The organism is Azoarcus taiwanensis (genome assembly GCF_012910885.1).
In the GTDB taxonomy this organism is placed as follows: domain Bacteria; phylum Pseudomonadota; class Gammaproteobacteria; order Burkholderiales; family Rhodocyclaceae; genus Azoarcus_F; species Azoarcus_F taiwanensis.
In genome coordinates, this window is record NZ_WTVM01000004.1 from 44,503 (window position 1) to 67,741 (window position 23,239).

Annotated in this window: 22 protein-coding genes, 1 pseudogene and 1 CRISPR repeat array (1 of these 24 cut by a window edge); of the genes and pseudogenes, 6 read left to right on the plus strand and 17 right to left on the minus strand. The window is 64.0% G+C overall.

All coding sequences use genetic code 11. The features are described from left to right. Nucleotides 1–656: direct repeats of the CRISPR family, unit length 32 nt; unit sequence GTTTCAATCCACGCGCCCACGCGGGGCGCGAC (it extends 5,856 nt beyond the left edge of the window). Between the two features lie 186 nt (nucleotides 657–842). The 9 genes from cas2 to GPA21_RS01320 all read right to left on the minus strand — a co-directional run bounded on the left by cas2 (nucleotide 843) and on the right by GPA21_RS01320 (nucleotide 9,667). Beyond that, complete coding sequence (gene cas2, locus GPA21_RS01280) at nucleotides 843–1,133, minus strand: CRISPR-associated endonuclease Cas2 (protein WP_168986400.1); 291 nt, start codon at nucleotides 1,131–1,133, stop codon at nucleotides 843–845. 8 nt (nucleotides 1,134–1,141) lie between these two features. Then, complete coding sequence (gene cas1c / locus GPA21_RS01285) at nucleotides 1,142–2,182, minus strand: type I-C CRISPR-associated endonuclease Cas1c (protein ID WP_168986401.1); 1,041 nt, start codon at nucleotides 2,180–2,182, stop codon at nucleotides 1,142–1,144. A gap of 3 nt (nucleotides 2,183–2,185) precedes the next feature. Further along, a complete protein-coding gene (gene cas4, locus GPA21_RS01290) occupies nucleotides 2,186–2,821 on the minus strand; it encodes a CRISPR-associated protein Cas4 (protein ID WP_168986402.1) in 636 nt (211 codons plus the stop codon). A 26-nt stretch (nucleotides 2,822–2,847) separates the two neighbouring features. Next, nucleotides 2,848–3,729, minus strand: a complete 882-nt coding sequence (gene cas7c / locus GPA21_RS01295) for a type I-C CRISPR-associated protein Cas7/Csd2 (RefSeq protein WP_168986403.1) — start codon at nucleotides 3,727–3,729, stop codon at nucleotides 2,848–2,850. Then, nucleotides 3,726–5,549: a type I-C CRISPR-associated protein Cas8c/Csd1 gene (gene cas8c / locus GPA21_RS01300; RefSeq protein ID WP_168986404.1), complete on the minus strand. Its 1,824-nt coding sequence runs from the start codon at nucleotides 5,547–5,549 to the stop codon at nucleotides 3,726–3,728. The genes cas7c and cas8c overlap by 4 nt, the downstream gene beginning before the upstream one ends. Next, the gene (gene cas5c / locus GPA21_RS01305) at nucleotides 5,546–6,220 is read right to left on the minus strand and encodes a type I-C CRISPR-associated protein Cas5c (RefSeq protein ID WP_168986405.1); all 675 of its coding nucleotides are present in this window, start codon (nucleotides 6,218–6,220) and stop codon (nucleotides 5,546–5,548) included. Before cas5c ends, cas8c begins: the two co-directional genes overlap by 4 nt. A gap of 91 nt (nucleotides 6,221–6,311) precedes the next feature. Then, the gene (locus GPA21_RS01310) at nucleotides 6,312–6,452 is read right to left on the minus strand and encodes a hypothetical protein (RefSeq protein WP_168986406.1); all 141 of its coding nucleotides are present in this window, start codon (nucleotides 6,450–6,452) and stop codon (nucleotides 6,312–6,314) included. Between the two features lie 116 nt (nucleotides 6,453–6,568). Then, entirely contained in the window at nucleotides 6,569–8,818 is a 2,250-nt protein-coding gene (gene cas3, locus GPA21_RS01315) for a CRISPR-associated helicase Cas3' (protein ID WP_339379877.1), read from the minus strand. A gap of 138 nt (nucleotides 8,819–8,956) precedes the next feature. Continuing rightward, on the minus strand, nucleotides 8,957–9,667 hold the full coding sequence (locus GPA21_RS01320; RefSeq protein WP_168986407.1) for an SDR family oxidoreductase: 711 nt from the start codon (nucleotides 9,665–9,667) through the stop codon (nucleotides 8,957–8,959). Nucleotides 9,668–10,023: 356 nt separating this feature from the next. On the opposite strand from GPA21_RS01320, the gene GPA21_RS01325 reads away from it, so the two are divergent. After that, on the plus strand, nucleotides 10,024–10,974 hold the full coding sequence (locus tag GPA21_RS01325; protein WP_246261675.1) for an SGNH/GDSL hydrolase family protein: 951 nt from the start codon (nucleotides 10,024–10,026) through the stop codon (nucleotides 10,972–10,974). Here GPA21_RS01325 and GPA21_RS01330 read toward each other — a convergent pair. Then, nucleotides 10,959–11,162, minus strand: a complete 204-nt coding sequence (locus GPA21_RS01330; protein ID WP_168986408.1) for a heavy-metal-associated domain-containing protein — start codon at nucleotides 11,160–11,162, stop codon at nucleotides 10,959–10,961. The two genes, GPA21_RS01325 and GPA21_RS01330, sit on opposite strands and share 16 nt — an antisense overlap. A 119-nt stretch (nucleotides 11,163–11,281) precedes the next feature. On the opposite strand from GPA21_RS01330, the gene GPA21_RS01335 reads away from it, so the two are divergent. Next, nucleotides 11,282–11,944, plus strand: a complete 663-nt coding sequence (locus GPA21_RS01335; protein ID WP_168986409.1) for an SDR family oxidoreductase — start codon at nucleotides 11,282–11,284, stop codon at nucleotides 11,942–11,944. A gap of 115 nt (nucleotides 11,945–12,059) precedes the next feature. Here GPA21_RS01335 and GPA21_RS01340 read toward each other — a convergent pair whose 3' ends face one another. Then, nucleotides 12,060–14,105 carry a thioredoxin domain-containing protein gene (locus GPA21_RS01340; RefSeq protein ID WP_168986410.1) on the minus strand — a complete coding sequence of 682 codons (2,046 nt, stop codon included), beginning with the start codon at nucleotides 14,103–14,105 and terminating at the stop codon, nucleotides 12,060–12,062. Between the two features lie 253 nt (nucleotides 14,106–14,358). Next, nucleotides 14,359–15,726: a TrpB-like pyridoxal phosphate-dependent enzyme gene (locus GPA21_RS01345; RefSeq protein WP_168986411.1), complete on the minus strand. Its 1,368-nt coding sequence runs from the start codon at nucleotides 15,724–15,726 to the stop codon at nucleotides 14,359–14,361. A 220-nt stretch (nucleotides 15,727–15,946) separates the two neighbouring features. On the opposite strand from GPA21_RS01345, the gene GPA21_RS01350 reads away from it, so the two are divergent. Beyond that, on the plus strand, nucleotides 15,947–16,375 hold the full coding sequence (locus GPA21_RS01350; RefSeq protein ID WP_168986412.1) for an FKBP-type peptidyl-prolyl cis-trans isomerase: 429 nt from the start codon (nucleotides 15,947–15,949) through the stop codon (nucleotides 16,373–16,375). Between the two features lie 19 nt (nucleotides 16,376–16,394). On the opposite strand, the gene GPA21_RS01355 is transcribed toward GPA21_RS01350, so the two are convergent. Next, entirely contained in the window at nucleotides 16,395–17,390 is a 996-nt protein-coding gene (locus tag GPA21_RS01355) for a helix-turn-helix transcriptional regulator (protein ID WP_168986413.1), read from the minus strand. A 115-nt stretch (nucleotides 17,391–17,505) separates the two neighbouring features. Here GPA21_RS01355 and GPA21_RS01360 point away from each other — a divergent pair, with 115 nt between their 5' ends. Next, the gene (locus tag GPA21_RS01360; protein ID WP_168986414.1) at nucleotides 17,506–17,766 is read left to right on the plus strand and encodes a hypothetical protein; all 261 of its coding nucleotides are present in this window, start codon (nucleotides 17,506–17,508) and stop codon (nucleotides 17,764–17,766) included. A gap of 211 nt (nucleotides 17,767–17,977) precedes the next feature. Here GPA21_RS01360 and ahpF read toward each other — a convergent pair whose 3' ends face one another. The 3 genes from ahpF to GPA21_RS01375 form a co-directional block, all read right to left on the minus strand. Beyond that, nucleotides 17,978–19,573: an alkyl hydroperoxide reductase subunit F gene (ahpF, locus tag GPA21_RS01365; RefSeq protein ID WP_168986415.1), complete on the minus strand. Its 1,596-nt coding sequence runs from the start codon at nucleotides 19,571–19,573 to the stop codon at nucleotides 17,978–17,980. A gap of 337 nt (nucleotides 19,574–19,910) precedes the next feature. After that, a complete protein-coding gene (gene ahpC / locus GPA21_RS01370; protein ID WP_168986416.1) occupies nucleotides 19,911–20,477 on the minus strand; it encodes an alkyl hydroperoxide reductase subunit C in 567 nt (188 codons plus the stop codon). A 481-nt stretch (nucleotides 20,478–20,958) separates the two neighbouring features. Then, the gene (locus GPA21_RS01375) at nucleotides 20,959–21,792 is read right to left on the minus strand and encodes a DUF3750 domain-containing protein (RefSeq protein ID WP_168986417.1); all 834 of its coding nucleotides are present in this window, start codon (nucleotides 21,790–21,792) and stop codon (nucleotides 20,959–20,961) included. A 206-nt stretch (nucleotides 21,793–21,998) separates the two neighbouring features. Between GPA21_RS01375 and GPA21_RS01380 the strand changes: the two genes are divergently transcribed. After that, nucleotides 21,999–22,337, plus strand: coding sequence for a roadblock/LC7 domain-containing protein (locus tag GPA21_RS01380; protein ID WP_168986418.1), 339 nt, complete (start codon nucleotides 21,999–22,001; stop codon nucleotides 22,335–22,337). A gap of 92 nt (nucleotides 22,338–22,429) precedes the next feature. Beyond that, nucleotides 22,430–23,080 carry a class I SAM-dependent methyltransferase gene (locus tag GPA21_RS01385; RefSeq protein WP_168986419.1) on the plus strand — a complete coding sequence of 217 codons (651 nt, stop codon included), beginning with the start codon at nucleotides 22,430–22,432 and terminating at the stop codon, nucleotides 23,078–23,080. Here GPA21_RS01385 and GPA21_RS01390 read toward each other — a convergent pair. Then, nucleotides 23,046–23,239 (minus strand): annotated as a pseudogene (locus GPA21_RS01390) (FixH family protein); the annotation flags it as partial. The gene GPA21_RS01385 and the pseudogene GPA21_RS01390 sit on opposite strands and share 35 nt — an antisense overlap.

Consider the following 23,239-nt stretch of genomic DNA (forward strand, 5'->3'; position numbering starts at 1 on the left):
GATCGGAGACGCCAGCAAGTTTCAATCCACGCGCCCACGCGGGGCGCGACTTGGCCCCAACGGTGCACCGTTGCGACCTTCGAACCGTTTCAATCCACGCGCCCACGCGGGGCGCGACCCGGATAACCCCGATATACGCAAGCACATGCATGATGTTTCAATCCACGCGCCCACGCGGGGCGCGACATTTGGAGGCGATTCGCATAAGTAAGTCTCAGAATTGTTTCAATCCACGCGCCCACGCGGGGCGCGACGTAAGGTTCTTCTGTGTGGGTTTCGCCTTTATAGTTTCAATCCACGCGCCCACGCGGGGCGCGACCCCATCGCCCTCACCGCTTCCCGATCCCATGCCAGGGTTTCAATCCACGCGCCCACGCGGGGCGCGACACGCGCCGCCCTTCCCGCAACGCCTTGCAGATATGCCGTTTCAATCCACGCGCCCACGCGGGGCGCGACCGGGACGCAATCGGCAGCACGAGTTAATTCGTCGTGTTTCAATCCACGCGCCCACGCGGGGCGCGACCCGTCCGGTCGATTCATCCAACCCCATTTCAACGTGTTTCAATCCACGCGCCCACGCGGGGCGCGACATGCTTTGATTCTGGAAACAACGCAGTGGGTGAAGTTTCAATCCACGCGCCCACGCGGGGCGCGACTGCGTCCTCACAACAGCATGAAGACAATACGAAAAATACCGGATCTCGGCGAACCGCGGGTGTGTTGCCGCGAAAACGCGGCCTGGTGGCTGTACGCCGCGCCCGGATGCCGGGAGAACCGGTGGCTTTGAGGTGTCGCGAACCTGCCGGGTATTGGCTGACCGCTACAGGTTCGCGAACGGAAATTCAAAGGATGAGCGGGCCCTTCAGGTCGAGCACCGCTTTGGCACCGACGTGTTCGACTTTGGTCTGCCAGTTCTTGCCGAGGTAGTAGAAACGCAGACTGTCCTGCTCCGGGTTGATCAGGTCGCACAGCTTGCTCTTGAGAAAGGTCCACTGCGCGAAATCCACTTCGATCTCGAACACGGAATATTGCACCCGCTGGCCGTAGTCCCGGCATGCCTTGGCGATCCGGCGCAGGCGTTTCTGACCGCTGGTGCTGGTGGTGCTGACATCGTAGCTGACGAGAACCATCATGGCGGCACCTATTTCCACAGAAAGGGCGGATAGGCATCCAGGTCGCCGCGCAGATGCCGGGCGAGCAACTGCGCCTGGATGGCGGGGAAGAGGCCGATGTCGAGTTTCTCGTCGAGGAACACGTGGCGCAATTGCTCGCGCTTGCGTTCCTGATAGGCGGTGAGCACCGTCTTGCGCGAGTCCTCCTTCAGCAACACCGCACCGTTGTCCAGGCGGGTGAAGTCGCGTGCGGATACCTGCTTGCGGTTGATCAGCGACAGGGCCAGACGGTCGGCGAACACGGGTCGGAACTCTTCGACGAGATCCAGCGCCAGGCTGGGACGACCGGGGCGGTCTCGGTGGAGAAACCCGACGGCGGGATCGAGGCCCACGGTTTCGAGCGCAGAGCGGCAATCGTGCGTCAGCAGGGTATAGAGAAAGGACAGCAGCGCATTCGCTGCATCAGTGGGCGGACGCCGGCTACGACCGCCGAACCGCATTGCCGCGTCCGGCACGCGGATGAGGTGATCGAGCACGCCGAAGTAGGCCTGAGCCGCTTCGCCCTCCAGGCCGCGCAACACGTCGACCGGTGCCTCGCCAAGCAACCGCGCACCGATGCGCTTCAGGCGCTTGTCGGTATGGGCGAGCGCGTCGCGCGCCGCTGGCGGCAGATCGTCACCGTAGTCGCGCAGCCCACGTGACACCACCGCGCGCTGGTTGTGCACCTTGCCCACCAGCAGGTTGCGCACGATGGCGGCGCAGCGCGCCCCGTCATCGCTGCGTCGGTACTGCTCGCGGCGCAGCAACACGTTGCCGGAGACCGGCCCTTCCACGCGAGCGAGGAATTTGCCGTTGGGGCTCAGATAGCTCACGCAAATCCCCTGCTCGGCGCAGTAGCCGAGCAGCGGCGGCGACACCAGCACACGGCCAAAGCACACCAGGCCGTCGAGCATGTGTGCCGGCAGGCGGGCGCGGGTTTCGCCTTCCACCTCCATGACGATGTTTTCGCCGTCCTTGCGCAGCCACGCGCCTTCGGTGGTCACGTATACGGTGTTGAGCTGGCGGCGCATGCGTCAGGGCTCCTCGGCAATCTGCTCGCGTAGCCAGGCTTCGACGTCCCGCCCCTTGCCGAGCAGCTTGGGTTGGCATAGCTCGATGAGTGAACAGGCGTCGCAGCGTTTCGCCAGATAGCTCGCCGTTGGTGTTTGCCCCGCGCGGATCATCTCGCGCGTGGCCTGTATGGTTTCCAGGGTCAGCCGACGCAGTTCGTCGTCGAATACCACCGTCTGTCGACGGCGGGTCTGACCATAGAACAAGGCGCCCTCATCCACCCGGCAGCCGAACATCGCTTCCAGGCACAGCGCCTGCGCGCACAGCTGCACCTCGTCGGCACGGTGGGCCTTGGGGCGGCCGCGCTTGTACTCGACCGGCACGGGATGCTCGCCCCCCGCGTCCGCCCGGAACTCGACGACATCCGCCACCCCGGCGATGCCAAGTTCCGCGCTGGACAGTGGCATCGCGGTAATCGTGCGCACGCCATGGCGGCGCTCGATCTGCGGGGTGTCGGCGCGGTCGTGCAGCAAACGCCCTTCCGCAGTCTGGCGGTTCTCGGCCCACAGGCGCTCGACGTGGATCAGCGCGCACTGGCGCGGGCAGTAGAGATAGTGCTGCAGCGCGGACAGGGGGACGAGATCGTCGGACTCCTCCATGCTTCACTCCCCCTTCGCCCGCTGCCTTACAGCAGCTCGCGCACGCTCACGCCCTTGGGCATGGCTTCCGCATCGACGTTGATGCGATAGTCCGCAAAGTTGCGCGCGGGACGGTCTTCAGTGCCCTCGGCGCGCTGCACCTTGACCGCGTCGAACAGCACGTGCGCCGGGGCATCGCCCATGGCGTTTTCGTGTTCGAACACGATCAGCTTGCGCGCCGCCATCTCGCCCCGCGCCGCGGAGCGGTCGTGCTCGAACATGTTGATGAGTGCGTTCCACAGCAGTTGCAGGTCGTCATCGGAAAAGCCGGTGCGCTCGGCCAGCTTGGCGGAAACAAAACCGTGGGCGCGATACAGCCCGTAAGGCAGAATGTGCTTGCGCCCCATGGTGCGGTTGTCTCCGCTTTGCGCTTCGGCTTCCTTCTCGGTGGTGACCGCCATGCGGGTAATGGAGATTTCCAGCGGCAGCACCGGCTCCACCGAGGTGGCGAAGGCCAGCTGCACCGGCCCGCGCACCTGGCCGGCGTTGATGCCGGTGGTCATCACCGCGCCAAAGGTGCGCACATCGAAGAAGTTGGCGCACATCCAGGCGGTGATCTCGCGCGCCTTGGCCTCGTCCTTGGGCAGCTTCTTGTCTTCCGGCTTGATCTCCAGCGCGTCGTAGGCCCGCTTGTGCTGGTTGTTGAGCACCGCCTTTTCCTGCATGTAGATGGCGAAACCAGGGCCACCGTCCTTGTCCAGCGTGACGAAGTTGCGGATCTTGCGCTTGAGCGCGACGTCGGTCACCAGACCGCAGTTGGTTTCCGGGTCCAGGCGCGGCAGGTTGCCGGCGTCCGGGTCGCCGTTGGGGTTGCCGTTGGTGACGTCGAACAGATAAACGAACTCGTAGCGGTGGGCGATGGCGGTCATTGGTCGGCTCCTTCGGTTTCGATGTCGGTGGGTTCGGCGGGCGCGTCCCCGGCCGCGTCGCGGCGCGTGAAGTAGGACTGCGACTGGTGGTAGTAGCCGATGGCAAAGCGGCCCTGGTCTTCGATCCTGAGGCTGCGCGGGAACTGCTCGGGCAGGCCGCCGACGATCTCGCGGATGTCTTTCTCCAGGTTCACCGCCTGGCCCATGCGCTCCTTGCGCAGCTTGCCGAGGTGGTTCTGGGTGTTGCGCAACAGCACCGGAAAGATCGAGGCCGGTGTGGCCGATGCCGCGCCGTAGAAGCGGTCGCGAATCGTGGCGTTGACCTGGCCGCCCAGGGCGGCGCGCTGCACGTTTTCCAGCACTGCGAACAGCCGCCCGAGCAGGTAACCGGGCTGGGTGGATTGCTTGTCGAGACTCACGGGGATCTCCTCCTCGGATGTACGAATGTCCCGGCGCCGTTCGCGCGCCAGAACGCCCTTGCACAAGGCCACGCGCAGGCCGGAAATGTCTCCGTCCGCCCGAAACCGCATGATGGTGTTGGCCAACAGACTGCGTGGATACGGCCCGCCGCTGAGAATGGCGCGCATCGTCTCGCCGATGACGATGTTGATCGCGTCGTCGGCCTTGGGTTTGGCGCCCTCGCGGTGCGGCACCGTTGCCAGCACCAGCCGATATACGGACGGCTCGGTGCGCCACGGCAGCGGCTCCAGAAGCAGATCTTCCGCATGCTGGGCGATACGGCCAGCGAGCATCCCCAGCGTATCCACCTGCCAGAAGCGTACCGACAGGCGCGAGGCGTTGGGTGCGAGGCCCAGCACATACATGCGGGTGTCGGGTTCGAGATTGGGCGCGAGGTCCGTCACCGGGCGGCCTTTCGCGATGCGGTCCAGCACCGCACGTACCCGGGCTGCCTCCGAGGCATCATCGGCAGGCGGGCTGAGCATGGCGAAGAGGGTGTCTTCGGCCGCTGCCGCTTGAGCGGCATCCGCAGCCTCGGCCCAGAACACCACCGAGGTGTCGCCCACTTGCAGGCGCTGGCGGTTGTGTTCGCCCCGACGCAGCAGATAGTTCAACGCCGTGGTGTAGGCAAAGGCGGCTTGTTCGGACACCGGAGCGTTGTACCCCTGGTCCTTGCCGTAGGACTTGAAGGCGTCGAGGTTGAACGAGACGATGGAGGCGCCAGCAACTTGCGCGCCCCATACGCCCTTAATCGACGGATGCAGGCGGGCCACCGGCGCCACTTCGCCGCTGACCAGGCAGACCACCCCGCTTGCCGCCGCTTCCTTTCCCGCGTCGCCTGCGAGCAGACGGGCACGCACCGCCTGCGCGGCTGGTCGGTCGTGCAGGTAGCACTGTTCGCCGACCATCCGGAACACGAGGTTGGCGTCGACCATGTCGGCAGGGAAGCCACGTTCCTCGAACTGCTCCGGCGACCAGCCGCGCAGGAAACTGAGCAAGGCCTGGAGTCCGGGGTCGTCCTCGCCGGCGAGCACGGTTTCATGCAATTCGACGAAGGCCTCATGCTCCTTGTCGGCGCGCTTGCTGGTGTTGCTCACACCAAGCACGTAGCTGGTCTTGTCCCACAGCAAGTTGGACTTGATGCCCACTGTGCGTTTTTCGGCCTGCGGCACATTGAGCATGCGCGGCAGGGGTTTCTTGCCGGAGGTGTCGCGAATGTCGTTGACCTGCGCCACATCGCCATCCGGTGTCAGCAGGATCTCGAAGCTGATCTTTTCCTGGCTGCAGCCGGCGGGGGCCACATCCTCGGCCTGTTGCTCGATCAGCCGCTCGTAATAGCGGTTCAACGCCTGCAGGATCATGACTTGACCTCCTCGCCCTGCCACGGCGGCACCTCGATGACGCCTGCCTTCAACTGCGCGCGAAAGAAGCGCGGCGTCATGTCCCGGGCGAAATCGATGTCGTGCAGCATCCAGCCCAGGTCCTTGTCCGCATCGCGTTCGGGATGCGCGTCGGGCAGCGGCTGACCGTCCTCGATCAACTCGAAGTGGGCGGGAAACTCGCGCACACCCAGGCAGGGTGCGTGAAAGTGCTGCCCCTTGCGGGCGCGGCGGTTGAAGATGTCCAGATGCTTGCCCACCGAATCGTCCGGCCCGGCTTTGTCGGTGAGTTCGAAGTGAGCCTCGATCACATAGGCCACGTCGCGCAACACCGTGGCGGCACGCTGCTGGCGGTCTTCATCGACGTAGGTCGCCAGCCCGGCGGTGGAGCCCGCCTTCATCGCCCTGCTCACATTGCCCGGCGACAGCTTGCTACCAACCTCGTTGCGGCGGATGGATTCAAAGCGCACCGGCTTGAGCACATGGATGCGATCCACCACCCAGCGGATCGCCGGCTTCCAGTGAATAGCCTCCAGGATGCCGCGCGCGGCCGACGGGGTAATGACGTCGTAGCTCACCCGCTCCACCTTCATTTCCGGCCGCGTGAAGCAGGCCCGATCGCCCCAGACGTGCAGGCGGATTCCGTAAGTCATCCAATAACCCTCCGAAGTTGGCGTCCCGGGATTACCCGGGACGCCATTCCTCTCAACAGCTACTAGCAAGACACTTTGGTTTCAACCCACGTCACCGGCCCAGCCAAACAAGCAAGACGGAGCCAAGCACGCTGACGACACACCACAGCAGAAGGGTAGGACGCCATTGAGCCCTGACCTTGAGCTTGAGGTCGATCTCAACATCTGTGGCTACTTCGGACTCTCGTTCCATGGCGGCAACTCCGCTGTTGTGCCGTTGCATGGTAGTTCGTCGTTACCGATAAGTCCAGTTCCAAAGAGTCTTACTAAAAGATTTCTATTTCTCCTCTACCTAAAGCACCCCCATAGCTAGATGATCGTGTTTGCCGAACCCATGAACGTAGGCTCCTCCCACCAGATGCCGAACTCGCGACTGTAGATGTCCATGTTCACCAGTTCCATGAACTGCTCCCCCCATTTCTCCGGCGCAACCGGCTGAATCGCGCCCGCCTTGCGCAGCGCATCGAAGCCGTTGCGCGGTAGCTGCACCAGGTAAGGCTGCAGCTTGCGCGCGAGGCCGCCGCTCTTGTCCACGTGGCGCAGGCTCTTCAGGTGCTCGCGGGCGTCGTCGTCGAAGGGTACGATCACCGGCATCTGCACGGTGTCGATCATGCGGAACTTGGCCGCCAGCGTCTCCAGTGGCAGGGAGTCGATACGGCTTTCCGCGCACAGGCCGAGCAGGTTCGCGGCATCCAGTTCCTTGTCGCCTTTCTGCCAGTAAAGCAGGCGGAAATAGGCCTCGATCGCGGGCGGCGACAGCGGATCGTCGCGGAATTGCGGTTGGCGCATGACCTCCTGCGCAGCTTGGGCAAACTGACGCAGCTCCGGCGGCGGTGCCCAGTCGCTGTTGGCCGTGGCGAACACACGCACTTCGCTCAGCGCCGCAGCGCGCTCGCCGTTGCGGTTGCAGCGGCCCGCCGCCTGGGCCACCGAGTCCAGGCCGGCCTCGGCGCGGTAGACGGTGGGCAGCGAGATGTCGACGCCGGCTTCGATCAACGAGGTCGACACGAGCCGGCAGGGTTCGCCGGCCTTGAGGCGTACCCGCACCTCGGCCAGCACCTCGCTGCGGTGTTTGGCGCACATCAGCGTGGTCAGGTGGCGCGCGCCGGGTTGGTCGGCAAGCGCCTGATACAGGGCGCGGGCGTGGCGGCGGTTGTTGACGATGCACAACACCCGATCAAGGTCGCGGAGCTGCGCCGCGAGCGCGTCATCATCAAGCGTCCCGACATGGCGCACGCGCACCCGCTCCAGCTTGCGGAACAGTTCCGGCGGGTTCGGGGCGAGTTCGCGCACGTTCTCCAATCCGCCGCGAAAATCCGGCGCGTTCAAGGCTGGCTGGGTGGCGGTGCACAGGACGATGCTGCTGCGGTAGTTGCGGGCCAGTTCGTCGATGGCGGCGACCGCCGGCCGCAGCAGCTTGAGCGGCAGGGTCTGCGCTTCGTCGAGGATGACCACGCTGCCGGCGATGTTGTGCAGCTTGCGGCATTGCGATGGGCGTGCGGCGAACAGGCTTTCGAAGAACTGCACGGCGGTGGTGACGATGATGGGGGCATCCCAGTTCTCCATCGCCAGCCGCAGCTTCTCGCGGGCCTGGTAGCGCTCGGCGTCCGATCGCGGAAGTGGCGCGGCGACGAAGGCGCTGTGGTGCTCCAGCACCGCCGCCTCTCCCAGATCGCCCAGCGCGGAACGGAATACCGCGGCGTTCTGCTCAACGATGCTGGTGAAGGGAATCACGAAGATCACCCTCCGCAGCCCATGCTTGATGGCGTGGTCGAGCGCGAAGGCCAGCGAGGCGAGCGTCTTGCCGCCACCGGTGGGCACCGTGAGCGAGAACAGACCGGGCGCGTGCTGCGCGGCTTGGCGCGTATGAGCGAGAATGTCCGCACGGACGCGATTGACGTCGGAGTCAGCGGCGAAGCCGGAAAGATGGGTATCGAGGCGCTCGCGCAAGGCTTGCAGGGAGGGGGCTTCGAGCGCGCGCGATGCGCTGCGGTCGTTGGGCTGACCGGGAAGGGCGATCTGATCGTAGAAGGCCTCGGTATCGAGGTAGTCCGCATCGACAAGGCAGGAGAACAGCATGCGCGCGAAGAACGCGAACTGAAACATGCCCAGATCTTTCTGTGGAACGAGTTTGGGTGGATTGGCTTGCTCGGGAAGCACGATGTCACGCCGCCAGTCGTCCTTCAGCGGCGGCAACCCAAGACCCTTCAGCCGGTCGCAAAGGGCCGTGCGTTCGTTTCCCTCGCTACCATTCGCCAAGCCGGCGTGATGGCCCGCGATGCCATAGGCGAGCAGCATGCCGATCGGTCCGAACCGCTCAACCGCGACCATTGCGCCACGGGTAGCGTGATCCACACGGATGGCATCTCCGGCTATGCGTCGCTGAAAGTCATCCGTGTACTTCCCGAGGTCATGCAGCAGGCCAGCCACCTGCGCGAGATCCTGCCCCCCGAAAACTCGGGCGTGATTCGCCGAAAGGGCACCGACATTGGTCAGGTGCTCAGAGAGCGACTGCCAGTCTGATTGGTCTTCCTTTGAGGTTGAGTGAGCGAAAAACACAATCTGTCTCCTCGCCTGCGTTCGTGCAATGGTACGCGAACGTCGTATGCGTAGTGACAGTATGCGTGTTCGATAGGCTCACATAGTGAGCCTGCTCTTTAATGATTTCGTTGCTGCCGCGTGTCGCGAGCAAATGCATTACCAGGGAATCGCAGCCCCTTTGTGATCGAAAAAACCGTCGCTGTCCTCTCTGTTGAGCCTTTCGATCACCTCGATGATCTCCGCCGCCGCCTGCTCCGTGGGTCGAACGTCCAGCCCGGTCTTCGCGAAGGATGTCGAGAGTTGGGTGTCGACCGTGCCGGGATGTAGTGCGATGCATATAGCGTCGGGCTTGCTGCGTGCGAGTTCTATGGCGGCGCAGCGGACGAACTGGTTGAGGGCAGCCTTTGAAGCGCGGTAGCTGTGCCAGCCGCCGAGGCGGTTGTCGCCGATGCTGCCGACGCGGGCGGAGAGGGTGGCGAACACCGATTTGCCTTTCTTGGGCAGCAGTGGCAGGAAGTGTTTCATCAGCAGCGCGGGGCCGACGGCGTTGATTGCGAAAGCGTGGGCCATGTGGGCGGGGTCGAGGTGGCGCAGGCTCTTCTCGGGCATGAAGCCGTTGCCGTGCAGGAAACCAGTCGCGTCGATAACTAGACGAAGCGCCTGGTTGCGCTGGCCGATGTGCAGGGCCGCGACTTCGATGCTGGCTTCGTCGGTGAGATCTACGGGCGGGGCACTGTGGCGCGACAGGCCGATGACGTCAGCGAAATGGCCGGTGGCTTGCAGCCGCGCGCACAGCGCGGCGCCCACGCCACCGCCGGCGCCGATGACGACTGCCAGGCCGTCGTAGGGGAAAGAGGAATGAGGCATGGTCGTCTTCCTGATTCTGGCCGAGGCGTGGGTCGTCGCCTGTGGATGCTGTGCTTACCGGTGTGTCGCGATTCGATTGGAACCGCGGGGGAAGATTCCCTTGCTTGCCGCAGCGGGTGGGTGAACCGGCTGCAAGCGGCATCCAGAACTTGCGATGTCGGTTTTCTTTACACCACGGGCCTTGGCTGTGGTTGTTGGCTTCAATTAGTACATTTGGATCAATGTCTTGTGGCTTCCGGTGCAGGGTTTGCTTGGGGTGCGCGCGAACGCAAAATCCAACGATAACGACCTGAGGAGACCCGACGATGATTCGCAGAGTCCTGATGCTTCTGTGCCTTGTGCTATGCCTGCCCAAGATGGCGTTGGCGGCCTACACGTCCTTGTTCGTATTCGGTGACAGTCTCAGCGACGGAGGTAATGCCTACACGTTGAGTGGCGGCGCGTGGCCGGATTCGCCTCCTTACGCTCAGCGCTTTACGAATGGGCCAACCGCTGCCGAGGTGCTGGCGGCGCAACTGGGAATCGCGGATTTCAAGCCCTCGGCTTTGGGCGGGACGAACTACGCAGTGGGTGGGGCAACGACTGGTGTCGGCAACTTCAACTACATCACGGGCAGCCCTGCCGGACTGCCTGCGACCATTGCGAGCACGGGGATGCAGGCGCAGCTGGCTTCTTTTGCGGACAACTGGTTTGCCGCTGGTATGGCGCAGCCGCTTTTCGATCCGGCGCGGTCGTTGTTCATGGTGTGGGGTGGGCCCAACGATTTCTTTCTGGGCCTCGGGCTGGGCGCCAATCCGGTGGACGTTCTGACTACCGCTGTCGGGAATATCGCGGGGATTGTCGGCACGTTGGCCGGTCTTGGGGCGGTGGATATTCTGGTACCCAATATGCCCAATCTGGCGACGACGCCGTTTGGACTCAGTCAGGACGAGCTCGCGCAGTCTCAGCTGGGTGCACTGTCAGCCGGGTTCAATACGGCACTTGCCCAGGCGCTGGGCGTGGTCGGAGGCTTGTTTCCGTGGGCCAACATCATTGAGTTCGATACCGCCGGCTTCTTTGCTGATTTGCTGGCGAGTCCGGCAGATTTCGGTTTCACGGACGTGATCACGCCTTGTTTCCTGATCGGCGCCTGCGATGGGTTCCTGTTCGTCGATGGCGTTCATCCAACCGCGCAAGCCCACTCGATTCTGGGCCGCGCTTTTGCGCAGGCAGTGCCGGAACCCGCGACCTCCGCGCTGATCATGCTGGCGTTGCTTGGCCTGTTGGCCACGAGGCGCGGCCGCGTTGCGCGTCAGGCGGTCTCGTAACCCGCCTCCTCGATAGCGGCGCGTACGTCAGCCTCGGACACGAAACTGCTGTGTTCGATGCTTGCAGCGCCGGTGTCGAGGGAGATTTCCAGATAACCGATGCCGGGCAGGTCCTGGATGGCGTTGGTGACCAGGCGCAGGCATTGTTCGTCGCGCATGCCCTTGATGGTGAGTTCGGTCATCGGCATGGGGTACGTCTCCTTGAGTTGGGTGTGGATGAGGGTCGTGGTAGCGTGCTGCACCGATGGCGGCGGGAATGGTCTGCGCCATCGGTGGTCGCAATGGCTTTTACGACGGAGGATTTCACATGGCAACAGTGGTGGTGACCGGCGCAAGCCGTGGCATTGGTCTGGAGTTGTGCCGCCTGTACCAGAATCGCGGTCACAGTGTGGTGGCCGTGTGCCGCAGCGCGACGGCTGAGTTGAATGCGCTTGGCGTGGAGGTCATCGAGGGCATCGATGTGGCGGCGACCGATGCGGGTGTCCGACTGGCCGCAGCGCTGGCCGGGCGGCGGGTCGATGTGCTGATCAATAATGCCGGGGTGTTCGGGAACAACACGCTGGGCGAGATCGATTTCGACGATGTGCTGCGCCAATACACGGTGAACGCGTTGGCGCCACTGCGCATCACCGAAGCCCTGCTGCCGTTGCTGGGCGAGGGCAGCAAGGTGGCGATGATTACCAGCCGCATGGGCTCGATCAGCGATAACGGTTCGGGCGCGTATTACGCCTACCGGATGAGCAAGGCGGCGCTCAATGCGGCGGGTGTGAGTCTCGCCCGGGATCTGGCGCCGCGTGGCATTGCGGTGGCCTTGCTGCACCCGGGTTTCGTGCAGACGCGGATGGTCGGCTTCGCAGGCGACATTACCCCGCAGCAGGCCGCCGAGGGTCTCGCAGCGCGCATCGATGAGCTGGAGCTGAAGAACAGCGGTTGCTTCCGCCATTCCAATGGGCAGAATCTGCCCTGGTGAGCCATTGGCCCGGCCATCAGGTATCCGAGGCGAGCTCACATAGGTGTCATCCACCTTCGAGGAGCGGCGCTTCGGGTGCACCAACCTGAGTATGCATGGGCGCTTCAGCGAAACTTCAGCCACGAGTGTCCAGCAGCTTTTCCAGGGCGTCGATGTCGCTGACCGGCGGCAGGCAGTGGTGCCCTCGGCAGAGCCAGGCGGTGGCTGACTCGACTGCCGGTTTGTCCAGCGCGGGCGGCAGGTCGGGCGTGCCGGTCGGCAGGGTGAATACCATTGCATCGGGCTGATGGCGGGTGGCGAGGCGACGCTGCCAGCCAGCGATGGCGTGCTGCGGTCCGCGCAGCACGATGACCGCAGGCGGCGCCAGTCGCTCGGCCAGCGCCAGTGCAAGGCTGGAAGCCCCCGAAGGGTTGCGGGCAAGCGCGCCATAGAAGGCCTGCAGACAGCGTTCGGCCGCATCGAGATAGCGGGTTTCGCCGGTGAGATGGCCGAGTCTGGCGAGCACCCGTGCTGCGACGCCGTTGCCGGCCGGTGTGGCGTTGTCGTGCATCGGTTTGGGGCGCTGGATCAGGTGTTCGTGGTCATGCCGAGTAAAGAAGAAGCCGCCGCCGGCGCGGTCTTCGAAGTTGTCGAGCAAGGCGTCGGCGAGATCTTCGGCGAAGACCAGATCCTCCGGGTCGAATCGCGTCTGCATCGCCTCGATCAGGCCCTCGATCATGAACACATGGTCGTCAAGATAGGCGTTGAGCCGGCCCTCGCCGCCGGCGCTGGTGGCGTAGAGGCGTTCGTCCCGCCAGTGGTGGTTGCGGATGAATGCGATCGCGTCGCGCGCGCTGGTGGCCCAGTCGTCGCGGTCGAATACCCGTGCGGCGCGCATCATCCCTGCGATGGTGAGCCCGTTCCAGCTGGTCAGGATCTTGTTGTCTAGCCCGGGGGGTACCCGCATTGCGCGTTTGGCGAACAGCCGCTCGCGGGCGTCGGCGAGCCGTCGGGCGGCCTCGTCAGGCGTGATGTCGAGCTGGGTCGCGACCTCGTCCAGGGGCATTGCCACTGTCAGATGCCAGTGCCGATGTTCGAAATTGGGTGCAGCGTTCAGGCCCCAGTGGAGGTCCACCACCGAGAACAACTCGGGTGTCAGCTGGGCTGAAATTTCGTCGCGGTCCCACACGTAGAAGCGCCCTTCGACTCCTTCGGAGTCGGCGTCCAGCGAACTGCAGTAGCCGCCGTGTCGGTCCTGCATTTCGCGCATCAACCATTCCGCCGTTCGCTCGGTGATGTCGCGGTAGAGTGGCTGGCCACTTACCTGCCAGGCTTCGGCGCAGAGACCGAGCAGCGGGCCGTTGTCGTAAAGCATCTTCTCGAAATGCGGGATCTGCCAGCGGTCGTCGGTGCTGTAACGGTAGAAGCCGCCGCCGAGCTGGTCGAAGAGGCCGCCCTCGGCCATGCAGGCGAGGGTGTGTAGAACGATGTCGCGGGCGTGTTCGTCGCCGCAACTGTGCCAACGGTGCAACAGGAACTCCAGATCCGTGGGATGCGGAAACTTGGGCGCCTCGCCGAATCCACCGAAGCGCTGGTCGTAGGCGGCCGAGAGCCGGTCACGCAGGTCGGCCAGTGGTGCCGGGCCGAAGTCCGAATGGTGCGAGCCGGCGCCGGGCGAGGCGGCACGAGCCAGGGCCGCACGCACGGCGGCGTTCTGTTCTTCGATGTCCCGCCTTCTGTTGCGCAGGGTCTCTGCGACATGCTCCAGGAGATCTGCAAAGGCGGGCAGGCCGTGGCGTGGTGTCTTCGGGAAATAGGTGCCGCCGAAAAAGGGTGTGCCGTCCGGTGTGAGAAACATCGTCAGAGGCCAGCCGCCGCTGCGCTGGGTGAGCATGTGATGGGCGCTCTGGTAGATCTGGTCGATGTCCGGCCGCTCTTCGCGGTCGACCTTGATGTTCACGAACAGGCGGTTCATGACTTCGGCAGTGCGCGCATCCTCAAAGCTCTCGTGCGCCATCACGTGGCACCAGTGGCAGGCGGCGTAGCCTACGGACAGCAGGATGGGGCGGTCGAGCCGTCGGGCGAGCTCGAGCGCCTCCTGACACCAGGGCCACCAGTCGACCGGGTTGTCGGCGTGCTGAAGAAGGTAGGGCGAGGTTTCGTGCGCGAGTCGGTTGGGCATGCTGGAGGCTCCTGCACGGCACCGGGTTTCGGGAGTGTTTGAACCCATCCTCCTCCCAGCCTCCCCCTTGAAGGGAGAGGGGCCGTCACCGGGCGGCGTACTAGATACGTGCGATTCAGGTGCCTCAACTCTAGCGCAGTCCGGCGCGAATAGTCGACTAATTTAATCGGATAAGATTACGAAAAAAAACGCGCCTGAAAAGGCGCGTTCGCAGTCGCTGATGCCGCGCCGGTGTTCGGCGCGGCTGTTGGTGTCAGACTTCGCTGACGCTTGGCAGGCCGGACAGTGCCATTGCCAGTTCGGCCTCGTCGTAGCTGTCGTCCACCAGATTGCCGCTGAAGTAGTTGGTGTAGGCCGCCATGTCGAAGTGGCCGTGGCCGCACAGGTTGAAGAGAATGACCTCGGACTTGCCCTCGCGCTTGCAGCGCAGCGCCTCTTCGATTGCGCCCTTGATCGCGTGGTTGGCCTCGGGAGCTGGCACGATGCCTTCTGCGCGGGCGAACAGCACGCCGGCTTCGAAGCACTGGGTCTGGTGGTAGGCCACTGCCTCCATCAGACCGAGTTCCTTCAGATGCGACACCAATGGCGCCATGCCATGGTAACGCAGGCCGCCGGCGTGGAAGCCCGGCGGGGTGAAGGTGGAGCCGAGGGTGTGCATCTTGGTGAGCGGCGTCAGGTGTGCAGTGTCGCCAAAGTCGTAGGCGTACTTGCCGCGGGTCAGCGACGGGCAGGCAGCCGGTTCGACCGCGACAATGCGCGGCTTCGGGCCGCCACGCAGGCCGGCGCCGATGAACGGGAAGGCGATGCCGGCGAAGTTGGAGCCGCCGCCGGTGCAACCGACGACCACGTCAGGATAGACGTCTGCCATCTCGAGCTGCTCCATCGCCTCGATGCCGATGATCGTCTGGTGCAGCAGCACGTGGTTGAGCACGGAGCCGAGCGCGTAGTTGGTGTCGGCGTTCTTTGCGGCGATTTCCACTGCTTCGGAGATCGCGATGCCGAGGCTGCCGGGGTGGTCCGGGCGCTGGGCGAGCACCGAGCGGCCGTACTCGGTTTCGGTGGACGGCGACGGCAGGCAGCGCGCGCCGTAGGTTTCCATGACCGCGCGGCGGTAAGGCTTCTGGTCGTACGACACGCGCACCTGGAACACGGTGACGTCGATGCCGAACACGCCACCGGCGAAGGACAGCGAGGTGCCCCACTGGCCTGCGCCGGTCTCGGTGGACAGGCGCTTGATACCGGCCTGCTGATTGTAGAAGGCCTGCGGGATGGCGGTATTCGGCTTATGGCTGCCGGCGGGGCTCACGCCTTCGTACTTGTAGAAGATCTTGGCCGGGGTACCGAGGGCTTCCTCCAGGCGACGGGCACGGTACAGCGGAGCCGGGCGCCACAGCTTGTAGATCTCGCGCACTGGTTCGGGGATTTCGACCTCACGCTCGGTGGTGACCTCCTGCATGATGAGTTCCATCGGGAACAGCGGCGCGAGATCGTCCGGACCGATGGGCTGCATCGTGCCCGGATGCAGCACCGGTGGCAGCGGCTTGGGCAGGTCCGCCTGGATGTTGTACCAGTGCTTCGGGATGCGATTCTCGGGCAGCAGGAATTTGATCTGATCGCTCATCTACGTGGGTCCCCTTTGGTGCCCGGGGCGACAAACCCCGGTCGGCCTATCGGCCTGATCGTGTGAAACCGCAATCTTGCACCAGACCGGGACGTAACGGAACCCAATACCTTTCCCTTCATGGTCAGCCAATGCCCTTTGCTGTATGGTGAAAGACCAGATTCGCTGTCAGTCTCGGGCTGTTTGCGGATTTTTTTCAACAGCAAGAGGAAACAGAATCATGAGTGAAGCGAAGAAGGGCGACACCGTACAGGTTCATTACTCCGGCACGCTGTCGGACGGCACGGTGTTCGACTCGTCGGCTGGCCGCGACCCGCTGCAATTCACCCTTGGAACCGGGCAAGTCATCCCCGGCTTCGATCAGGCGGTCGAGGGGCTGAAGGTCGGTGACAAGACCACCACCACGATCCCGTCGGACCAGGCCTATGGGGCGCATCATCCGGAGGCGGTGCTCACCGTGCCGGTCGGCCAGCTTCCGCCAGGGCTGAATCCGTCGGTTGGCCAGAACCTGCAGATGCAGGGACAGGACGGCCAGCCGATCCCGGTGCGGGTGACCGAAGTCACTCAGGAGAGTGTCACTATCGACGCCAACCATCCGCTGGCCGGCAAGGACCTGACCTTCGAGATCGAGCTGGTCGCGGTCGGCTGAGCTGTTTTCGCGCGGCTTTTCAGCCGTTGCGGTAGCGCTCGAGTGCGCGTGCCAGTCTGGTACGCGCCTCATCGCGTAACTCCGCCGGGCCAAGAACTTCCACGTCCGGCCCGTGGCGGAGAATCTCCATCAGGATTTCACGCGGGTCCGAGTACGGCACTTCCAGCAGGATGCCGCCGTTTTTCTCTTCGCGCATGCGTTGCTCGGGATGCCAGATCTCCTTGCCCACCCAGGGTGCGACGTCGGCCGAGAAGCGAAGCTCGGCCAGCTTGCGGCCAGGTCCGGTGATGATGCCGAAGACCATGCCGACTGCGTTCTGTAGCACGTCGGGTGACACCTCATCGGCTGCATCCGTGCTCGCACGGGCGTCCAGCATTGCATCAAGCGCGAAGGTTCGCAGACCGCGTGCCTTGTGGCACCACGCGAGCAGATACCAGTTTTCCCGGTAGTGGAGCAGCTGTTGCGGCGACACTTCGCGCTGCGAGGTCGTCCCCCGGCTGCGGGTGTGATAGTCGACTTCCAGCCGCCGGCGTTTCATGGTCGCCTGCGCCACCGTGTCGAAACAAGGCGGGGCGCTGCGGCGGTTGGCCGAGTGCAGGATGCGCACCCGACGCGAGACTTCGGCCGGATCGTCTGCGGCGGTGCCCAGCATCAGAGCGATCCGGGTCATCAGCCCGCTGATCTGTTGCGACAGGACGCCGGGTTCCATGCCGGCGGCGAGCTGCTGCATCATCAGCAACGCGTAAATCTCCGAAGGGTTGAACCACATGCCGCGGATGCCGTAACGGTCCGCCGCATCATCGCGCGGGCCGTCGAGCCGGTAGCCGCCTGGTGCGCCGCCCTCGGCACGTTGCCAGGCGATGGGCGCACCGAGCCGGTCCCGAAGATAGTCCAGATCGCGCTTGAAGGTGGCGCGCGACACCTCAAGTTCGTCCAGAAACCGGGCGAGCGGCACAGGCTGGCGAGCGTCTTCGAGCATGCGCACGATGCGGTACAGGCGTTCGGTCTGGCTCATGGCGTCGGATGGGCGGTTTCGATGGAAACCATCCTACCTGCTGTCAGGCTCATGTAGTGAGCCAGTGGTCGTTGCACACTCGGTTCATCCCAGACGAAAGACAAGGAGATGTGCCATGAAGCACGACGACCCGATCCCCGCCGCGCTGACCACATGCATCGGTCTGCTCTCGCTGCCGATCGCCTTTCAGCTCGCGGCCACGGTCGCACATCGCATGCCAGAGGGTTTCTGGCTGCTGATGGTGCTGAGCATCTGGGCCAGTCTTGCAGTCGGTCTGCTGACGCTGGCGTTCTTCGTGCGTGCCGCCATTGCGTTGATATTTCGCAAGCGCGTTCAACGTGGCTGGGCGTCTTCGCAGTGGCGCGTGTTGGGCTAGCAGCTTGCGCCCGGACTGTCGCATCGCGCTGGGTTCGCCGCTTACGCGGCTCCTACAGGGTGTGGAGGCGTTTGTGGTTCGGGTGGGAGCGGCGTGAGCCGCGAACGGCTGCGGTGACAAGCGCACGTGCGCCCACCTTTGGCGCTTGCGTTCGCGGCCACACCGCGCCGGCCGGGGATGGACCGGAGTCCATTCCCGGCCGGTCGCGGGATCAGGCGGTGGCGGCTTCGGCTTCCGCGGTTTCCGGTGTGCTGCGGATCAGGTGGTCGAAGGCCGACAGTGCCGCCTTGCTGCCTTCGCCCATGGCGATGATGATCTGCTTGTACGGCACCGTGGTGCAGTCACCAGCGGCGAAGATGCCCGGCGCCGATGTCTGGCCCTTGGCGTCGACCACGATCTCACCGAAGCGCGACAGCTCGATGGTTCCCTTCAGCCAGTCGGTGTTGGGCAGCAGGCCGATCTGCACGAACACGCCTTCAAGCGCGACGGTGTGCGACTCGCCGCTGGCGCGGTCGGTGTAGACCAGGCCGTTGACCCGCTGACCGTCGCCGGTCACTTCGGTCGTCTGGGCGTTGGTGACGATGGTCACGTTGGGCAGGCTGCGCAGCTTGGCCTGCAGCACTGCGTCGGCGCGCAGGGTGTCGGCGAACTCGAGCAGCGTGACCTTGCCGACGATGCCGGCGAGGTCGATCGCGGCTTCGACGCCCGAGTTGCCGCCGCCGATCACGGCCACATGCTTGCCCTTGAACAGCGGGCCGTCGCAGTGCGGGCAGTAGGCCACGCCGCGGCCGCGATATTCCTGCTCGCCGGGCACGCCGAGCTCACGCCACCGGGCGCCGGTGGCGAGAATCACGGTGCGGCCCTTCAGCACTGCGCCGTTGGTCAGCGTGACTTCCGCGTAACCGCCGGGGTTCGCGGCAGGCTTGAGCGATTCGGCACGTTGCAGGTTCATCACGTCGACCTCGTACTGCTTGACGTGCTCTTCCAGCGCGGCGACCAGCTTCGGCCCTTCGGTTTCCTTTACCGAGATGAAGTTTTCGATGGCCATGGTGTCCATCACCTGGCCGCCGAAACGCTCGGCGACGATACCGGTGGCGATACCCTTGCGGGCCGCATAGATCGAAGCGGCTGCACCGGCCGGGCCACCGCCGACGATGAGTACGTCGAACGGGTCCTTCTCGGAGAGCTTGGCGGCGTCACGCGCGGCGGCACCGGTATCGACCTTGGCGAGGATCTCCTCGAGGGTCATCCGGCCCTGGCCGAAGGCTTCGCCGTTGAGCAGAATGGTCGGCACCGCCATGATGTTCTTCTCGGTGACTTCAGCCTGAAACACGCCACCGTCAATCATGCTGTGGTGGATGCGCGGGTTGAGCACTGCCATCAGGTTCAGCGCCTGGACCACATCCGGGCAGTTGTGGCACGACAGCGAGATGTAGGTCTCGAACACCAGATCGGTGTCGAGCGCCTTGATGGCTTCGATCTGGTCGGCCTCGACCTTGGGCGGGTAGCCGCCGGCCTGCAGCAGCGCGAGCACAAGCGAAGTGAATTCGTGGCCCATGGGCAGTCCGGCAAAGCGGATGCCCATGTCGGTGCCTGCGCGCGACACCGAGAAGGACGGCACGCGCTCGCCTTCGGTGGGGCGGCCTTCGACCAGGCTCACCTTGTCCGACAGCGCGTCGATATCCTTGAGGAGTTCGAGCGTTTCGGCGGACTTGGGCTGATCGTCGACAAACGCGACCAGCTCGACCGGCTCGTTGATGCGCTCGAGCAGGGTTTTCAGTTGCGCCTTCATGTTTGCGTCAAGCATGGCGGACTCCTTGATTGATAATCGTTATTCTCTGTGGGGCTGGGGGGCGCTAGCAGCCTGTCGGACTTGAGCGATCGTCGCTCGCGAGGTGGGAAAGCGAGGCCAGATTCGTTCGTTTTTGAGGCGCATAGTGGTTCTATGCAACGAAAAAACGGGCGAATATGGACCGCTTCTCCCACTGGCGCAGCAGATCAGCCTCAAGTCCGACAGACTGCTAGGGCGTTCTCGGCTCATTCAGCAAGGTCGCACGCGGCGGCGTTCCTGGATGAACCGCGCGGCCGGCGGGGCCGGCCGCGTGATTCGCCCTGGGGAGGCCCCAGGGCACGCAGAAGCTCGATCAGATCTTGCCGACCAGGTCCAGCGACGGAGCCAGGGTCTTCTCGCCTTCCTTCCACTTGGCCGGGCACACTTCACCCGGGTGGGAGGCGACGTACTGGGCAGCCTTGAGCTTGCGGACGGTTTCGCCGACGTCACGGGCGATGGCGTTGTCGTGGATTTCGACGGTCTTGATCACGCCTTCCGGGTTGATCACGAAGGTGCCGCGCAGGGCCAGGCCTTCTTCCTCGATATGCACGCCGAAAGCACGGGTCAGCTGGTGGGTGGGGTCGCCGATCAGCGGGAACTGGGCCTTGCCGACAGCGGGCGAGGTCTCATGCCACACCTTGTGCGAGAAGTGGGTGTCGGTGGTCACGATGTAGACCTCGGCACCGGCTTCCTTGAACGCGGCGTAGTTGTCGGCGGCGTCTTCGATCTCGGTCGGGCAGTTGAAGGTGAAGGCGGCCGGCATGAAGATCATGACGGACCACTTGCCCTTCAGGTTCTCTTCGCTGACCTGGATGAACTTGCCGTTGTGGAAAGCGTTGGCCTTGAACGGCTGGACTTGGGTGTTGATCAGGTTGCTCATACAGTTACTCCTTAAGGTCTCGGTTGAACAAACGTGAAAAATCGTTTGATGCGTCGCATCATACCGAGCGGCCTTTCATTGGTGAAATGAATTTGAAAGATCGGTGCGATAGAAAAATACAATCCAGGTCTTCTTGACGCTGCAACGCAAAAGAGAGTGTGTGCAATCACGGCCCGGTGGGCCATGGTTCAGCCATTGCGTTTGCTCAGCTCTCACAACGCTCCAAATAGCGTGCTTCGCAGTCCGCACGTCAATTCTGGATCATGCTGCTCGAGTCCGTTGCAGTGGCCGCATCCACAGTTGTCGGTGGGGCAGGTGGACGCTTCGGAGATTGCGCCGCAGCAGGCTGGCTTGCTCACGCAGTAAGGGCAGGTCAAGGGTCTCCACACTCCGGATCTTTCCCCACGACGATGCCTGAGATGCCCGGGAATGTGCATCTGCAGCAGCGGTTCGTCGCCGGGTTGTGCTGGCGCGCAGGGTCTCAATCGCGACTTGTCGCGATCAGGTCACGTGATGGCGTCGGCACCTCGGAAGCTGTGCCGATGCGGCCGATACCCGGCAGCTTGAGCGCAGGCGGCGAGAGGTCGATCCCGGCGCTCAGGCCGAGTAGATTGATCTCCAGCCCTTCCTCGGGCGCGAAGATGAAACCGAACAGACCGCTCACCGACAGCTGCACCCCACTACCGCTCGGCGCAGAGGAGAACCAGGCGCCGTCGGGCAGGTAATCCTTGCCGATTGCCGTTGGTGGGAGGTCGATGCTCAACTCCGGCACCGCACGCCCGAGGTAGGCGACGAAGGTGTTGCTGTTGGGCCCCGGCCAGAGCCGGTAGTGATTATCGTAGGGATATTCGGCAGAGGCGTGGTGCAGTCGAGTGATCAGGGCGTCGATCTCGTCGCCGCCGCGCACTTCTCGCAACAACGTGGGCTTGGCGCCGTACCAGTAGGCATCCGGGATGCCACCCTCGCTCACGCGAACCGCGCGACCGCCCCTGCCGACGCTGAAGCCGACCACCTCGAAGCGAGTCCAGGTGTCGGCATGCTGGGGTTTCGCAGCAATCCAGGTGTGAACGCCGAATGCGCCCCGCCAACGGAAGGCGCGCGCGGCGTAGACGTGTATCACCGCTTCGGGGGTGACCCCGGGATCGGGTGCCAGGCCGGCGGTGTCGCGCCGGGCGGTGCGCCAGTCCGAAGCCTGTTCGCCGTCGGCGTAGTGCGCGGTGAGTGCGTAGCCCAGTGGCAGGAAGAACACCATGACGACTGCGATCAGCAGTCTGAACGGCCACCGGCGGCTGGATAAGGTTGGTGTGTCGGGCATGCGAACAGGTCGATGAGTGCGTGGATGTTAGTCGGTCGCCCGGACGATTGGTTCGGAGGACGCTTGAACGCACTCTAACGAGTCAGGCGCAGCCCCTTTCTGCACAGCCTTGGTGCAGAAAGGGCGTGTCTGTAACGCAAACATGCAGGTCTTGCGCTTGGCACGCATCATGCAGGGTGATTCAAGCACCGAAGGAGACCTGGAGAATGATGATGGCAATACACAGCGAGAGCGATATGCAGCGCATCATGCAGACGCCGAACGTGCTCGGCTACGTTCACTGTTCATCGAGCGGGGAGGTGCTTGAGCGAGAGGGGCGCGAGGTCGAATCCCTCGCAACCGTACTCGGGCACTTCGTCAGGCTTAGCGGACAGTTGGGCGCGTCGTTCGGCGCGGACGGTTTTCATCAGGCCCGGATTCAGGGCAAGCCGATCACCGTGTTGTGCATGCCCTGCAATGACGGCGCGATCGGCGTCGTGCTCGACTCGCGAGCGCACGTCCCCGAGGTTGCGTTGTCCATGCGTCGGATTATGGATGGGCACTGACCAACGGTGTTGCCTTTGGCTCACGGCGTCGGCAAGCTTGCAGCATGAGGGTATTGACCGAAACCGCTTGTCGGGTCTGTGGCGAAGAACAAATGCGGGATCTCGTGAGCGTGGGCGAACTGCGCTATCTGCGCTGCGATGCATGCGAGGCGACTCTGCTGGCATCTGCACACCTGCTTGAAGCCGACGCCGAACTTGCCTTCTACCTCACCCATCGCAATGACGCGGATGATGCCGGTTACCGCGCCTTCCTGGCGCGCCTCGTCGAGCCATTGCGGATGCAACTGGCGCCAGGCAGTATCGGACTGGACTACGGCTGCGGTCCGGACTCGGCGCTCGCCGCGATGCTCGAGGAATTCGGTCATCGGGTGATCAGTTACGACCCGTTCTTTGCCCCGGATGCGTCGGTACTCGAGCGAAGATACGATTTCGTCGCGTGTACAGAGGTCATCGAGCATTTTCATCAACCGGCCGATGAGTTCGCCCGCTTAGACCGGATGCTCGAACCCGGCGGCGTGCTGGCACTCATGACGTGCTTCCAGACCGACGACGCGCGCTTCCCCAATTGGCACTATCGCCGGGACCCCACCCATGTGGTGTTCTATCGCGAGCACACCTTGCGCAGGCTTGCCGACATTCACGGATGGTGTTGCGAGATTCCCGGCAAGGATGTGGCCCTGATGCGCAAACCCGTCGCTGACGCGACGATCAGCCGTCCGATTCGAACTCGAACACGCCGGTGATCTCCTCGAACACCATGCGCAAGCGCCATCGCCCCTCGGAGGGCAGGTCGGCGCTGGCGATATAGCTGCCCGGCCCGGTCACCTGGTGCGTCAGACGCATCGGGGGAACGTCGTCGCGTTCGACCTTGTCGAGTTCCAGGTAGAAGTCCACCGAGCGCG

Excerpts from the sequence above, each read along its gene's own strand:
- cas2 (WP_168986400.1), bottom strand. The coding sequence starts at position 1,133 with ATGATGGTTCTCGTCAGCTACGATGTCAGCACCACCAGCACCAGCGGT.
- cas1c (WP_168986401.1), bottom strand. The coding sequence starts at position 2,182 with ATGCGCCGCCAGCTCAACACCGTATACGTGACCACCGAAGGCGCGTGG.
- cas4 (WP_168986402.1), bottom strand. The coding sequence starts at position 2,821 with ATGGAGGAGTCCGACGATCTCGTCCCCCTGTCCGCGCTGCAGCACTAT.
- cas7c (WP_168986403.1), bottom strand. The coding sequence starts at position 3,729 with ATGACCGCCATCGCCCACCGCTACGAGTTCGTTTATCTGTTCGACGTC.
- cas8c (WP_168986404.1), bottom strand. The coding sequence starts at position 5,549 with ATGATCCTGCAGGCGTTGAACCGCTATTACGAGCGGCTGATCGAGCAA.
- cas5c (WP_168986405.1), bottom strand. The coding sequence starts at position 6,220 with ATGACTTACGGAATCCGCCTGCACGTCTGGGGCGATCGGGCCTGCTTC.
- GPA21_RS01310 (WP_168986406.1), bottom strand. The coding sequence starts at position 6,452 with ATGGAACGAGAGTCCGAAGTAGCCACAGATGTTGAGATCGACCTCAAG.
- GPA21_RS01320 (WP_168986407.1), bottom strand. The coding sequence starts at position 9,667 with ATGCCTCATTCCTCTTTCCCCTACGACGGCCTGGCAGTCGTCATCGGC.
- GPA21_RS01325 (WP_246261675.1), top strand. The coding sequence starts at position 10,024 with ATGGCGTTGGCGGCCTACACGTCCTTGTTCGTATTCGGTGACAGTCTC.
- GPA21_RS01330 (WP_168986408.1), bottom strand. The coding sequence starts at position 11,162 with ATGCCGATGACCGAACTCACCATCAAGGGCATGCGCGACGAACAATGC.
- GPA21_RS01335 (WP_168986409.1), top strand. The coding sequence starts at position 11,282 with ATGGCAACAGTGGTGGTGACCGGCGCAAGCCGTGGCATTGGTCTGGAG.
- GPA21_RS01340 (WP_168986410.1), bottom strand. The coding sequence starts at position 14,105 with ATGCCCAACCGACTCGCGCACGAAACCTCGCCCTACCTTCTTCAGCAC.
- GPA21_RS01345 (WP_168986411.1), bottom strand. The coding sequence starts at position 15,726 with ATGAGCGATCAGATCAAATTCCTGCTGCCCGAGAATCGCATCCCGAAG.
- GPA21_RS01350 (WP_168986412.1), top strand. The coding sequence starts at position 15,947 with ATGAGTGAAGCGAAGAAGGGCGACACCGTACAGGTTCATTACTCCGGC.
- GPA21_RS01355 (WP_168986413.1), bottom strand. The coding sequence starts at position 17,390 with ATGAGCCAGACCGAACGCCTGTACCGCATCGTGCGCATGCTCGAAGAC.
- GPA21_RS01360 (WP_168986414.1), top strand. The coding sequence starts at position 17,506 with ATGAAGCACGACGACCCGATCCCCGCCGCGCTGACCACATGCATCGGT.
- ahpF (WP_168986415.1), bottom strand. The coding sequence starts at position 19,573 with ATGCTTGACGCAAACATGAAGGCGCAACTGAAAACCCTGCTCGAGCGC.
- ahpC (WP_168986416.1), bottom strand. The coding sequence starts at position 20,477 with ATGAGCAACCTGATCAACACCCAAGTCCAGCCGTTCAAGGCCAACGCT.
- GPA21_RS01375 (WP_168986417.1), bottom strand. The coding sequence starts at position 21,792 with ATGCCCGACACACCAACCTTATCCAGCCGCCGGTGGCCGTTCAGACTG.
- GPA21_RS01380 (WP_168986418.1), top strand. The coding sequence starts at position 21,999 with ATGATGATGGCAATACACAGCGAGAGCGATATGCAGCGCATCATGCAG.
- GPA21_RS01385 (WP_168986419.1), top strand. The coding sequence starts at position 22,430 with ATGCGGGATCTCGTGAGCGTGGGCGAACTGCGCTATCTGCGCTGCGAT.